Raw genomic sequence first — 12,820 nt, 5'->3', positions numbered from 1 at the left:
GGTCGCCAAACCGGATCGGCTTCCATATCCGTAATTCGCATAAGGTATATTATGGAATATTTATATCTACAATTAGATCAGATATTTAGTGGGAAATCTTCGCACCGGATCGCAGCTTGGCGCCTGTCCGGGCTCGTCCCGGTCATTGGTTCTGCTGGTCCAGGCAGCACAGCGATCCTCGCCCAAGCGTCTCCGTCAGAAAGCCGATATTGCCGCGGCGTACGGACGCTGCAATAAGCGCCAGCTGTGCAGAGATCGCTGGTGACCCCGCGGCATCAGGTCCGTATAGGATGGCATCTCAGAACAACAACAAGCCTCTCGAGGGAGCAAACCCAATGAGCTTTTCACGACGCACGCTGCTGAAGGTTTCCGCCGCTTCCGCCGTTCTGGGCGGAATTGGCGCGCCGTATGTCGCGCGCGCCCAGTCGGCCGAGTTCTCGTACAAGTTCGCCAACAACCTGCCGGAGTCGCATCCGTTCGTGGCGCGCGCCCGGGAGATGGCCGCGGCGATCAAGACCGAGACCAACGGCCGGTTTGACCTGCAGGTGTTTCCGAACAGCCAGCTCGGTTCCGATACGGACATGCTGAGCCAGGTGCGCTCCGGCGGCGTCGAGTTCTTCACGCTGTCCGGCCTGATCCTGGCGACCCTGGTGCCGGCAGCCTCGATCAACGGCATCGGTTTCGCATTCCCGGACTATCCCACGGTCTGGAAGGCCATGGATGGCGAGCTCGGCGCCTATGTGCGCGGCGAGATCAACAAGGCCGGCCTCGAGGTCATGGACAAGATCTGGGACAACGGCTTCCGCCAGACCACGTCGTCGACCAAGCCGATCAACGGTCCCGACGATCTCAAGGGCTTCAAGATCCGCGTGCCGGTGTCGCCGCTGTGGACCTCGATGTTCAAGGCGTTCGATGCATCGCCCGCCTCGATCAATTTCAGCGAGGTCTATTCGGCGCTGCAGACCAAGATCGTCGAAGGCCAGGAGAACCCGCTGGCGCTGATCTCGGCCGCCAAGCTGTACGAGGTGCAGAAATACTGCTCGATGACCAACCACATGTGGGACGGCTTCTGGTTCCTGATGAACCGCCGGGCCTGGGCGGCGCTGCCGGACGATATCAAGACCATCGTCGCCAAGAACGTCAACGCGGCGGCCGTCAAGGAGCGCGAGGACACCGAGAAGCTCAACGCCACCGTGAAGCAGGAGCTCACCGGCAAGGGCCTCGTGTTCAACCAGCCCGAGGTCGGGCCGTTCCGCGACAAGCTGCGCGCCGCCGGCTTCTACGCCGAGTGGAAGGGCAAGTACGGCGAGAAGGCCTGGGATCTGCTCGAGAAGTCCGTCGGCAAACTGTCCTGATCGATCCAGCGGGAGGCATGCCAGGAGGATTGCCATGGCTCATGTCGAGATGACGCCGGCCGTGGCCGGCGAGGCGGCGTCACAGCCCCCCCGCCGCCGCTCTGTTCTCGGTCCCATCGAGGCGGCGCTCGGATGGCTGGTCGAAATCCCGGCGGCGATCCTTGTCGTCGCCGAGGTCGTGATCCTGTTCGCCGGCGTGGTGTCGCGTTACGTGCTGCACGCGCCGCTGATCTGGTCCGACGAACTGGCGTCGATCCTGTTCCTGTGGCTTGCGATGCTTGGGTCCGCGGTGGCGTTCCGCCGCGGTGAGCACATGCGGATGACGGCACTGGTCGCAAGCGCCGGGCCGAGGCTGTGGGCCTATCTCGACGTGGTCGCGACCTGCGCCGCGCTGGCCTTCCTGATCCTGATCGTGCGGCCGGCCTATGAATACGCCTACGAAGAGAGCTTCATCACGACGCCGGCGCTGCAGATCTCCAACACCTGGCGCGCGGCGGCGCTGCCGGTTGGCATCTGCCTGATGGGGCTGTTTGCGCTGCTGCGGCTGGCGCGGGTCGGCGATTTCAAGACCTTCCTGCTGGCCGCATTGACGGTCGTCGCGCTGATTGGCGTGTTCTGGCTGGCGCAGCCGATGCTGCGGCCGCTCGGCAACCTCAATCTGATCATCTTCTTCGTCGGCGTGGTCGGCTTCTGCGTGTTCGCCGGCGTTCCGATCGGCTTTGCCTTCGGCATGGCGATCTTCGGCTATCTGGCGCTGACCACGCGGACGCCGTTGATGGTGCTGGTCGGCCGGATGGACGAGGGCATGAGCCACCTCATTCTGCTGTCGGTGCCGCTGTTCGTCTTCCTTGGCCTGCTGATCGAGATGACCGGCATGGCGCGCGCGATGGTGGCGTTCCTGGCGAGCCTGCTCGGGCATGTCCGCGGCGGCCTGCATTACGTGCTGGTCGGCGCCATGTACCTGGTCTCCGGCATCTCCGGATCGAAGGCCGCCGACATGGCCGCCGTGGCGCCCGTGCTGTTCCCGGAAATGAAGGAGCGCGGCGCCAAGCCGGGCGATCTGGTCGCCCTGCTCGCCGCCACCGGCGCGCAGACCGAAACCATTCCGCCGAGCCTCGTCTTGATCACGATCGGCTCGGTCACCGGCGTCTCGATCTCGGCGCTGTTCACCGGCGGTCTGCTGCCGGGCGTCGTGCTGGCAATCACGCTGTCGGGGCTGGTGTGGTGGCGCTACCGCGGCGAAGACCTCAGCCACGTCCAGCGCGCCACCGGCAGCGAGATCGGCAAGGCGCTGGTGTTCGCCCTGCCCGCATTGGCCCTGCCCTTTGTGATCCGCTACGCCGTGGTCGAAGGCATCGCCACGGCCACCGAAGTCTCGACCATCGGCATCGTCTACGCCATTGTCATCGGCCTGTTGATCTACCGCAAGTTCAACTGGCGGCGGCTGGTGCCGATGCTGATCGACACGGCGTGCCTGTCGGGCGCCATCCTTTTCATCATCGGTACCGCGACCGGCATGGCCTGGGGCCTGACCCAGTCCGGCTTCTCGCGCGCGCTGGCCGCGTCGATGGCCGGGCTGCCCGGTGGTTCGGCGACCTTCATCGCGGTCTCGATCCTGGCCTTCGTGATCCTCGGCAGCGTGCTCGAGGGCATTCCGGCCATCGTGCTGTTCGGGCCGCTGCTGTTTCCGATCGCGCGCCAGGTCGGCGTCCACGAGGTGCACTACGCCATGATCATCATCCTGGCGATGGGCATCGGATTGTTCGCGCCGCCGTTCGGCGTCGGCTATTATGCTGCCTGCGCCATTGGGCGCGTCGATCCGGCCGAGGGTATCCGGCCGATCTGGGGCTACATGCTGGCGCTGTTGATCGGCCTGATCATTGTCGCCATCTTCCCCTGGATATCGATCGGTTTCCTTTAAGGCAGCTTGCGGATGGGATAGAGCCATGAGTGCAGCTCAAAACCAGTACTCGATCGGGCTCGACAAGACGCCCGCCAACTACGTGCCGCTGACGCCGCTGAGCTTCCTGGCGCGCTCGGCCGCGGTCTATCCCGACCATGTCAGCGCGGTCTATGAGGGCCGCAGCTTCACCTGGAAAGAGACCTACGAGCGCTGCAAGCGCTTCGCGTCCTATCTTGCAGGGCGCGGCATCGGCCACGGCGATACGATCGCGGCGATGCTGCCGAACATCCCGGCGATGAACGAGCTGCACTTCGCGGTGCCGATGACCGGAGCGGTACTGAACGCGCTCAACATCCGCCTCGATGCGGAATCGATTGCGTTCCAGCTCGATCATGGCGGCGCCAGGATCGTCTTGGTCGATCCCGAATTCTCCGGCGTGATCGCGGAAGCCTTGACCCTGATGAAGGGCCCGAAACCGTTCGTGATCGACGTCGACGATGCCGCCTTCAGTGGCGGCAAGCGGATCGGCGAGATCGAATATGAGGCGGCTGTCGCGTCAGGCGACCCTGCATTCGTGGAGCGGCCGCCGGCCGACGAATGGGATGCGATCGCGCTGAGCTATACGTCGGGCACAACAGGCAATCCGAAGGGCGTCGTGACCCATCACCGCGGCGCCTACCTGAACGCCGTCAGCAACATCCTCGCCGGCAATCTCGGCCAGCATCCGGTCTATCTCTGGACGCTGCCGATGTTTCACTGCAATGGCTGGTGCTTCCCCTGGACCATCGCGGCGACTGCCGGCGTCAATGTCTGCTTGCGCAAGGTCGATCCCACAAAAATCTTCGAGCTGATCCCGAAGCACGGCGTCACCCACATGTGCGGCGCGCCGATCGTCTACAACACGCTGATCAATGCGCCCGACGCGCCGAAGGGCTGCAAGGCGAAGTCCGTCGTCGGCCTGATCGCCGGCGCGGCGCCGCCGGTTGCCGTGCTCGAGGGCGCCGAGCGGATCGGCATCAAGCTGACCCATGTTTACGGGCTGACCGAAGTCTACGGCCCCGCCTCGGTCTGCGCCGAGCAGCCGGGCTGGGACGAACTGTCCGCCGATGCGCGTGCGCAGCTGAAGCGGCGTCAGGGCGTGGCCTACCCGCTGCAGGAAGACGTCACCGTGCTCAATCCCGAGACCATGCGCGAGGTGCCGCGCGACGGCGAGACCATCGGCGAGGTCATGTTCCGCGGCAACATCGTGATGAAGGGTTATCTGAAGAACGAGAAGGCGACGCAGGAAGCTTTCGCCGGCGGCTGGTTTCACACCGGCGATCTCGGCGTGCTCGACGAGCACGGCTACGTCATCATCAAGGACCGCTCGAAGGACATCATCATCTCCGGCGGCGAGAACGTCTCGTCGGTCGAGGTCGAGGATATCCTCTACAAGCACCCGGCCGTGCTGTTCGCCGCGGTCGTCGCAAAACCCGACCCGAAATGGGGCGAAGTGCCCTGCGCCTTCCTCGAGCTGAAGGACGGCGCCAAGGCGACCGAGGCCGAGATCATCGCCTATTGCCGCGAGCACATGCCGGGGTTCAAGACGCCGAAGTCTGTGGTGTTCGGCGTGATCCCGAAGACATCCACGGGCAAGATCCAGAAATTCCTGCTGCGCAACCAGGTCGGATCAGCCAAGGCGATCTCGGCCTGAGCGGTTACGACGCTCAGCCCTCCGCAAGGCGGCCGAGCAGCCCGTACAGCAGTCGCCTCTCGTCGGCCTTGAGCGGCGCCAGCGTCGTCGCGGTGCATTCGGTCTCGATCGGGATCAGCTGCTCGACGAGCGCCACGCCGGCCGTGGTCAGATCGATCAGGATCAGCCGTTTGTCGGTCGCGTCGCGCCGGGTCGCGACCAGCCGCCGCTTCTTCAGCCGCAGCACGACGTCGCGGATATTGGCCGGCTCCATCGCAACCAGCCGCCCGAGCAGGTTCTGCGACAGCGCTCCGCGCTCGTAGAGCCGGGCCAGCGTGGCATATTGCGGGGCCGTCAGATCGTAGGACCCGATCCGCTCGACCAGGTTGGACGAGGCGCGTTGGTACGCCTTGCGCAGCAGGAAGCCGACCTGGTCCTCCAGCCTGTAGTCCGATGCAACGCGCCTGACGGGCGCCGCTGCTTTAGTCGACGTTCTCGGCATCGCGGTACATCACCTTCTGGCGCGTGGTCGAAACCCATTCGTCGATCTGGGCTTCGGTCATGAAGTGCTGATCATCGAACCTGTTCCAGTTGCTGATATCGGCCAGGCTCTTCTTCCAGCGCTTGTACGGCGGCTTGGCCGGCGGACCGAAGCACATGATGTCGAGCACGGACAATTCATCGGGGATGCCGAGCAGCGGCTTCATCGCCTGCTGCGCCTTCTCCTGCCCGATCGCGGTCACCCACCAGACGTTATAACCGAGCGCTGCCGCTGCGAGATGCGCCGACATCGTCGCCGCCGCCACGCTCTGCAGCAGGATTCGCTCGGCATTCTCCTTGTACATCTTGTCGAGCTCGGAGCCGTCGTTGAGCACCGGAAACGCCTTGACCCAGCGGAAGTCGCTGGCGACGACGATGAAACCGGGGGCCGACGCGAGGCCGCGATAGTCGGGCGTCGGAAACTTCATCTTGAGCCGGGCGCGTGCGACCTGCTCCTCGCGGAAATATTCCGTGATCTTGTTCTTGAGGTCCTGATCGGTGACGGAAATGAAGTGCCAGGGTTGTGCATTGGCGCCCGACGGCGTGTGCCGCGCGGCCTCCAGGATCATGTCGTAATGCTCCGGCGGCATCACGTAGCCGGAATCGAACGCCCGGGTCGTCAGGCGGTTCTTCACGACGTCCATCAGCGCGTCATATCGCGTGCGATCGGTGTAATCGCGCGTTGCCACGGCTTCCGTCATCTGCTCCTCCCGGTCTATCGTTATCGTTATGATCATAACGATATGCCCTTTGCGTGAAAGGTCAAGACAGGACCGTTGGCGATCGTATGCAACCGCCGCCTGCCGAGCGGCGGGTTCATGGCGGTGGTCGCGGGAAAACCCGATCCGAAATGGGGGAAGTCCTCTGTGCCGCTGTCGAACAGAGGGAAGGCGCGCGGGTGACGGAGCCCGCACGTTCCCGAAGACATCGGCCGAAAGATCCAGAAATTTCGGCGGCGCTATCGGTTCGGTTCAGCGAAACGGTTTTGGGGTGAGGCAATCACATGATCGTCGTTCGCCGGTAGACACAGCGAGCGATGCCTCACCGCGTCGATGAAGGCCAGGATTTCTGCAATCGCGGGATCCGCGTCGGCCAATTGCCTTACCTCGTGCAGACGCGCGGCAAACACGCCAGGGCTGCGAAATAGTTTCTGATAGAACGCCCGGATCACCGCGAGGCGTTCGCGGGTAAATTCGCGGCGTCGCATGCCAACCAGGTTGAGCCCGGCGAGACCCGCGTACTGGCCGCTTGCAAGGCCAAACGGGATGACATCGCCACGTACGCAACTTGTCGCCCCGATCATCGCCTGCGCCCCAATTCGAACGAATTGATGGGCGGATGAGAGGCCTCCCATAAAGACAAAATTGCCGATTTCGCAATGGCCGCCCAGCGTCGCGGACGTGGCGAAGATGACGTCGTTCCCTATGACGCAGTCGTGACCGACATGGCTGCAGTTCATGAAATAGCCGCGATCGCCGACGCGGGTAACACCGCCACCCGCGACGGTTCCGGCATTCATGGTGACGTGCTCGCGGATCGTGCAGTCCTGACCGATCTGAAGTTTGGTCAGTTCGCCGCGATAGCTCAGGGCTTGCGGAGGTGTGCCGAGCGAGACGAACGGATAGATCGTGCAGCCGCCACCGATCGTGGTCTCCGCGGTCATGTGGACGTGCGCGATCAGCTTGCAGTTTGCGCCGATAATGACGCGGGAACCAATAACGCAATAGGGACCGATCGACGTGCCGGCGCCGATCACCGCCCCATCCTCAATCCGCGCAGTGGGATCGATGAGCATACAGTTCCCTCAAAAACGGATTATTCGCGACCTTCAGCAGAGGGCAAGCTCAGGCAGAGTGCAAGCTCAAATGCCGTCCGCCGGGCGTGACCGGTCGGATTTATTGCCGCGCGACGCGACCGGTTGCTTCAGCCTGCCCGATCGAGCGTCAGGCGCATGCCGTCATAGGCCGGGATCACGCCGGCCGGCAGGCTCTGCCGCAGCACCTCATAGTCGAGGTCGGAATGCATGTTGGTGATGACCGCGCGCTTCGGCTTGAAGCGCTCGATCCACGACAGCGCGTCGGCAACGCTGAAATGGCTCGGATGCGGCGCATAGCGCAGGCCGTCGACGATCCAGAGATCGAGACCTTCAAGCGTCGGCCAGCTCTCTTCGGGAATGTCGTGCAGATCGGGCGTGTAGGCGGCATCTCCAATGCGGTAGCCGAGCGCGGGAATTTGGCCATGCTTCACCAGGAAGGCCTCGAGCTTCAGCGGACCGCCCTTCCCCTGCACCGAGTGGCTCTCGCCGGCCTCGATCGAATGCCGGGTCAGGATCGGCGGATAGTCGCTGCCTTCCGGCGAGATGAAGCAGTAGGAGAACCGCGCCATGATGTCCTTGGCGGTCGACTGGTTGAAGTAGACCGGGATGCGGCGGCGCTGATGCAGCACCACCGAGCGCAGATCGTCGATGCCGTGGGTCTGGTCGGCATGCTCATGCGTCAGAAACACCGCATCGATATGCTCGACATTGCCGTCGATCAGCTGCTCGCGCAGATCGGGCGAGGTATCGATCACGACCCGCGTGGTGCCGTGCTCCATCGTGCGCTCGGCCATGATCGAGCAACGGCGGCGGCGGTTTTTGGGATTGTTGGGATCGCATGCGCCCCAGCCGAGTGCCGGACGTGGCACGCCGGCGGATGAGCCGCAGCCCAGAATGGTCAGTGTCAGCGTCATGCAGCAACCTTCGGCGCCGGCACCTTGGAGAACAGCCGGAAGAAGTTTTCAGTGGTCTGCCGCGAGATCTCCTCCAGCGAGACGCCGCGGGTTTCAGCGAGCACCTTGGCGACCTCGACAACATAGGACGGCTCGTTGCGCTTGCCGCGGAATTTTCCGGGCGCAAGATACGGCGCGTCGGTCTCGACCATGATGCGATCGGCCGGCAGCTCCGCAGCCAGTGCGCGAAGGGCCTCCGACTTCTTGAACGTCAGGATGCCCGTGAAAGAGATCGACAGCCCGAGCGCGATCGCCTTCATCGCGAGCTCGCGGCCGCCGGTGTAGCAATGCAGGACGGCCTTGAACGCCCCCTTCGCGATTTCGTCCTCCAGGATGCGGCCGCAGTCCTCGTCGGCCTCCCGGGTGTGGATCACGAGCGGCAGGCCGGTTTCGCGGGCCGCGGCGATATGCGCGCGAAAGCCACGCTCCTGGGCCTCGCGCGAACCATGCTCATAGAAGTAATCGAGCCCCGCCTCGCCGAGCGCCACGACCTTCGGATGCCTGGTCAGCTCGATCAGCTCGCTTGCCGGGATGCCGTCCTCTTCGTCGGCATGATGCGGATGGGTGCCGACCGAACAGTAGACGTCGGGAAAGCGCTCAGCGATCGCAAGCAGACCGCCGAGCCGCTTGACCCGGGTCGAGATCGTGACCATGCGGCCGATGCCGGCCGCTTCGGCGCGCCCGACGATCCCGTCGAGATCGTCGGCGAAGTCAGGAAAATCGAGATGGCAGTGACTGTCGACCAGCATGACTTTCGAACCGTTCACTCGGTCTTCGGTTCCACGTAGCGTGGGAATACGCCGACGGGCGCCGGCAAAACCGTGCCCGGCTTGATCCGCTCCGCGACATCAGCGAAACTACGCGCATCCGCTGATATGCCGAGGCTGTCGAGCATCTTGCCGCAGGATTCCGGCATCACGGCCTGCGCCATGATCGCGATCTGGCGCACGACTTCGGCGGTGACATACAGCACCGTCTTCTGGCGTGCCGGATCGGTCTTCGCCAAGGCCCACGGCGCCTCACCGGCAAAGTAGCGGTTGGCTTCGGCGACCACGGCCCAGACGGTGTTGAGCCATTGATGGATCTGCTGCGTCGCTATTGCGGTCCGCGACGTCTCCAGCATGGCGTCGGCCTGCGCCAGGATCGCCTTGTCGTTGTCGCTAAACTCGCCGGGCTCCGGCAGCACGCCGCCGAGTTGCTTGGCGATCATCGACAGCGAACGCTGCGCGAGATTGCCGAAATCATTGGCGAGGTCGGCATTGATGCGCGCGACGATGGCCTCGTGGTTGTAATTGCCGTCCTGGCCGAACGGCACTTCGCGCAGGAAGAAGTAGCGCACCTGGTCGACGCCGTACTGGTTCGCCAGATTGAAGGGATCGACCACGTTGCCGACCGACTTCGACATCTTCTCGCCCCTGTTGAACAGGAAGCCGTGCGCATAGACGCGTCTCTGCAACGGGATGCCGGCCGACATCAGGAAGGCCGGCCAGTACACCGCGTGGAAGCGGATGATGTCCTTGCCGATGATGTGCACGTCGGCCGGCCAGTAGCGCCAATTCTTGTCGTTCTCGTCGGGATAGCCGACGCCGGTGATGTAGTTGGTCAGTGCGTCGACCCAGACATACATCACGTGCTCGGGATCGTTGGGGACCTTGACGCCCCAGTCGAAGGTGGTGCGCGAGATCGAGAGGTCCTTCAGCCCGCCCCGCACGAAGCTCATCACCTCGTTGCGGCGCGAATCCGGGCCGATGAAATCAGGCTGGCTCTCATAGAGGTGCAGCAGCTTGTCCTGATAGGCCGAGAGCTTGAAGAAATAACTCTTCTCCTCGACCCATTCGACCGGCGTGCCCTGCGGGCCGCGGCGGACATTGTCCTCGCCGACCGTGGTCTCGTCCTCGGCGTAATAGGCCTCGTCGCGCACCGAATACCAGCCGGCGTAGGCGTCGATATAGATGTCGCCATTGTCCTGCATGCGGCGCCAGATTTCCTGCACCGACTTGTGGTGCGCGGGCTCCGAGGTGCGGATGAAACGGTCGAACGAGACGTTGAGCCGCTCGTCCATCTCCTTGAAGCGCGCGGCGTTGCGGGTCGCGAGATCGTAGGGTGTCATCCCCTCGCCGGCCGCGGTCTGGATCATCTTCTGTCCGTGCTCGTCGGTGCCGGTCAGGAAGAACACGTCCTTGCCGTCGAGCCGCTGGAAGCGCGCCAATGCGTCGGTCGCGATCGCCTCATAGGCGTGGCCGATATGCGGCTGGCCGTTCGGATAAGCGATCGCGGTGGTGATGTAGTAGACGTTGCCGCGGTCCGCGGCAGGTGCGGAGACCGACGCGGGCGCAGCAGCCGTTGCTGCGGGTTTGGGTTGCCTGTGTGCGCGGACAATTTCCACCTTCGGCGCCTTCTCTGCGGCTGAAGCTTTCGGCGCAGCGGGCTTCCTTGCAGCCGGAGCCACAGTCGTCGCGGCTGCCCTCTTCGGCGGAGCCTTGGTGGGCTTCGTGGCAGCCTTCCTGGCCGTCTTCTTCGCAGCCTTCTTGACGGCCTTCTTGGCGACCTTCTTCGCAGCCGACTTCTTGGCTCCTGTCTTGGCCTTTGCAGCCTTCTTCGTCTTCTTGGTGACGCGCCCACCCTTCTTGGTCTTGGCAGCGCGTGACTTCGCCGTGGCCTTCCTGGTCGCGCGAGCGGGCGATGCCTTCTTCGTCTTCTTGGCCTTTTTCGACGATTTCTTCTTAGCGGTCGCCACCACGGAATCCTTTGCAGATCGAAACGAGATTGTCGGGAGTGTTGTCAGACGGATGTGTCTTCGGACGAGTGTGTTTTCGGACGAGAGCGCATTCAGACAGATTGTTTTCAGACTTGGCGTCTATCGGGTCGCGTCCGCGAGCATCGAAAACACCGAGAAAACCAGCGGCTTGCGCTCCAGATTGTAGGCTTCGGTATCGCGCGCGGCGCGGACGATCTTTTCCCATACCTCCGCAAGCCGTGCAAGGCGCGGCAGATTGGCATTGGCGTCGCCGGTGCGCATGCGCTCGCTCATCCAGCGATCGATGCCGTCGATGAAGGCGGCAAGCGCGACGCGGTCGCTGGTGCCGAGCGCATCGCCAAGCGCGTGGAGCTCGCGCGGATCGACGCTCGGAAGCGTTGCCAGCAGCGCGGCCGTGCGCTGTTGCAGCTTGAGCGCGTCGCCGCCGAGCAGTGATAGCGCCCGCCCGACGCTGCCCTCGGACGCTGCCGCGGCTTCCGCCAGCGCGGGATCGTCGGCCGCGATGTCGGTTGCGGCCGTGGCCGCGCGCACCACATCGCTGGTCTCCAGCGGCCGCAGCAGCAATTTGCGGCAGCGGGACAGGATGGTGGGCAGCACCCGTGACGGTGCGTGGCTGACCAGCAGGAACAGCGACTGCTGCGGCGGCTCCTCGAGGATCTTCAGCAGCGCATTCGCAGCATTGGGGTTGAGCTCATCGACGGTGTCGACGATGCAGACGCGCCAGCCGTCGACGGCTGCGGTCGAGCCGAAGAACGAGATCGTCTCGCGGGTCTCGTCGACCGTGATCACGGTGCGCATCACGCCGCGGTCGTTGAGACCGCGCTCCAGCACCAGCAGCCCGCCATGGGCGCCCGCCGTGATCTGGCGCGCCACCGGATCGAACGGATCGACCCGCAGCGTCGGCGCCGCCTGCACCTGGGACGACTTCGGATTACGGAACGCCAGCACGAACCGCGCCATGCGATATGCCAGCGTCGCCTTGCCGATCCCCTGCGCGCCGCCGATCAGCCAGGCATGCGGAATTCGACCGCTGCGATAGGCATCGAGCAAGGCAGTCTCCGCCTCGCGATGCCCGAACAGATCGGGGGTTTCGCGCGGGTGGCGAGCGGGGCTCTCCTGTTCGACCTTGCGTGCGCTCATGCGGGACTGTCTGCGGTGAGCGTTGCGCGCAGATGCTCGCGCAGCGCGGCCCAGATTCGCGCCGCGACCGTGACCGGATCGGCAGTCGCGTCGATCAGCACGCAACGCTGTGGATCGTCCGCCGCGATCTTGCGGTAGGCATCGCGTAAATCCTGATGGAACTTGATGCCCTCGGCCTCGAAGCGATCCGCCGTGGCATTGCCGCGGCGCAGGGCGGCGCGTTGCAGTCCGACTTCGACCGGCACATCGAGGATGAAGGTCAGGTCGGGCTTCAGATCGCCGATGGTGACGCGCTGCATGGCATTGACGAGGCCGGGCGACACCTGCCCGAGCTGGCCCTGATAGGCGCGCGTGGAATCGAAGAAGCGATCGCACAGCACCCAGATGCCCTGGTTGAGTGCCGGCAGGATCACGGTGCGAACATGGTCGTCACGCGCGGCGGCAAACAGCAGCGTCTCGGCTTCCGGCCCAAGCAGCTTGCCCATCCCCGACAGCACCAGGTGACGGATGATCTCGGCCCCGGGCGAGCCGCCGGGCTCGCGGGTCACGATCGCGCGCAGCTTGGCGACATCGAGCCGTTCGGCGAGCTTGCGGATCTGGGTCGATTTCCCCGATCCCTCGCCGCCCTCAAAGGTGATGAAGCGACCGCGCAAGCTCGGCCGTTGGACTGCTGCTTCCGCCAT

11 protein-coding genes are annotated in these 12,820 nt (G+C 64.3%); 3 read left to right on the top strand and 8 right to left on the bottom strand.

Translation table 11 applies throughout. From position 1 onward, the window contains the following. Window positions 1-335 precede the first annotated feature (335 nt). The 3 genes from ACE103_RS21675 to ACE103_RS21665 are packed head-to-tail and all read left to right on the top strand — an operon-like array spanning window position 336 to window position 4,951. On the top strand, window positions 336-1,355 hold the full coding sequence (locus ACE103_RS21675) for a TRAP transporter substrate-binding protein (protein WP_176531343.1): 1,020 nt from the start codon (window positions 336-338) through the stop codon (window positions 1,353-1,355). A 34-nt stretch (window positions 1,356-1,389) separates the two neighbouring features. Further along, on the top strand, window positions 1,390-3,276 hold the full coding sequence (locus tag ACE103_RS21670; RefSeq protein WP_375774823.1) for a TRAP transporter large permease subunit: 1,887 nt from the start codon (window positions 1,390-1,392) through the stop codon (window positions 3,274-3,276). Between the two features lie 25 nt (window positions 3,277-3,301). Continuing rightward, a complete protein-coding gene (locus tag ACE103_RS21665) occupies window positions 3,302-4,951 on the top strand; it encodes an acyl-CoA synthetase (RefSeq protein ID WP_375774822.1) in 1,650 nt (549 codons plus the stop codon). Window positions 4,952-4,964: 13 nt separating this feature from the next. Here the strand turns inward: ACE103_RS21665 and ACE103_RS21660 are convergent, their stop codons facing one another. The 8 genes from ACE103_RS21660 to tmk form a co-directional block, all read right to left on the bottom strand. Continuing rightward, on the bottom strand, window positions 4,965-5,432 hold the full coding sequence (locus ACE103_RS21660; protein WP_375774821.1) for a MarR family winged helix-turn-helix transcriptional regulator: 468 nt from the start codon (window positions 5,430-5,432) through the stop codon (window positions 4,965-4,967). Next, window positions 5,413-6,171, bottom strand: a complete 759-nt coding sequence (locus tag ACE103_RS21655; protein WP_375774820.1) for a nitroreductase family protein — start codon at window positions 6,169-6,171, stop codon at window positions 5,413-5,415. Before ACE103_RS21655 ends, ACE103_RS21660 begins: the two co-directional genes overlap by 20 nt. A gap of 257 nt (window positions 6,172-6,428) precedes the next feature. Continuing rightward, a complete protein-coding gene (gene lpxA, locus ACE103_RS21650; protein WP_375774819.1) occupies window positions 6,429-7,265 on the bottom strand; it encodes an acyl-ACP--UDP-N-acetylglucosamine O-acyltransferase in 837 nt (278 codons plus the stop codon). A 128-nt stretch (window positions 7,266-7,393) separates the two neighbouring features. Further along, a complete protein-coding gene (locus tag ACE103_RS21645) occupies window positions 7,394-8,200 on the bottom strand; it encodes an MBL fold metallo-hydrolase (RefSeq protein ID WP_375774818.1) in 807 nt (268 codons plus the stop codon). Further along, window positions 8,197-8,988, bottom strand: coding sequence for a TatD family hydrolase (locus tag ACE103_RS21640; protein WP_375781160.1), 792 nt, complete (start codon window positions 8,986-8,988; stop codon window positions 8,197-8,199). Before ACE103_RS21640 ends, ACE103_RS21645 begins: the two co-directional genes overlap by 4 nt. Before the next feature lie 14 nt (window positions 8,989-9,002). After that, the gene (gene metG, locus ACE103_RS21635) at window positions 9,003-10,976 is read right to left on the bottom strand and encodes a methionine--tRNA ligase (RefSeq protein WP_375774817.1); all 1,974 of its coding nucleotides are present in this window, start codon (window positions 10,974-10,976) and stop codon (window positions 9,003-9,005) included. 120 nt (window positions 10,977-11,096) lie between these two features. Further along, entirely contained in the window at window positions 11,097-12,137 is a 1,041-nt protein-coding gene (locus ACE103_RS21630) for a DNA polymerase III subunit delta' (protein WP_375774816.1), read from the bottom strand. Continuing rightward, window positions 12,134-12,820, bottom strand: coding sequence for a dTMP kinase (tmk, locus tag ACE103_RS21625; RefSeq protein WP_375774815.1), 687 nt, complete (start codon window positions 12,818-12,820; stop codon window positions 12,134-12,136). Before tmk ends, ACE103_RS21630 begins: the two co-directional genes overlap by 4 nt.

The organism is Bradyrhizobium sp. ma5, from assembly GCF_042258955.1.
GTDB lineage: Bacteria > Pseudomonadota > Alphaproteobacteria > Rhizobiales > Xanthobacteraceae > Bradyrhizobium.
Note: the sequence above shows the minus strand (reverse complement) of the source record. Positions and strands in the feature narration are given on the sequence as shown.

Excerpts from the sequence above, each read along its gene's own strand:
- lpxA (WP_375774819.1), bottom strand. The coding sequence starts at position 7,265 with ATGCTCATCGATCCCACTGCGCGGATTGAGGATGGGGCGGTGATCGGC.
- ACE103_RS21675 (WP_176531343.1), top strand. The coding sequence starts at position 336 with ATGAGCTTTTCACGACGCACGCTGCTGAAGGTTTCCGCCGCTTCCGCC.
- ACE103_RS21640 (WP_375781160.1), bottom strand. The coding sequence starts at position 8,988 with ATGCTGGTCGACAGTCACTGCCATCTCGATTTTCCTGACTTCGCCGAC.
- tmk (WP_375774815.1), bottom strand. The coding sequence starts at position 12,820 with ATGGCGGAAGCAGCAGTCCAACGGCCGAGCTTGCGCGGTCGCTTCATC.
- ACE103_RS21660 (WP_375774821.1), bottom strand. The coding sequence starts at position 5,432 with ATGCCGAGAACGTCGACTAAAGCAGCGGCGCCCGTCAGGCGCGTTGCA.
- ACE103_RS21655 (WP_375774820.1), bottom strand. The coding sequence starts at position 6,171 with ATGACGGAAGCCGTGGCAACGCGCGATTACACCGATCGCACGCGATAT.
- ACE103_RS21665 (WP_375774822.1), top strand. The coding sequence starts at position 3,302 with ATGAGTGCAGCTCAAAACCAGTACTCGATCGGGCTCGACAAGACGCCC.
- ACE103_RS21645 (WP_375774818.1), bottom strand. The coding sequence starts at position 8,200 with ATGACGCTGACACTGACCATTCTGGGCTGCGGCTCATCCGCCGGCGTG.
- ACE103_RS21670 (WP_375774823.1), top strand. The coding sequence starts at position 1,390 with ATGGCTCATGTCGAGATGACGCCGGCCGTGGCCGGCGAGGCGGCGTCA.
- ACE103_RS21630 (WP_375774816.1), bottom strand. The coding sequence starts at position 12,137 with ATGAGCGCACGCAAGGTCGAACAGGAGAGCCCCGCTCGCCACCCGCGC.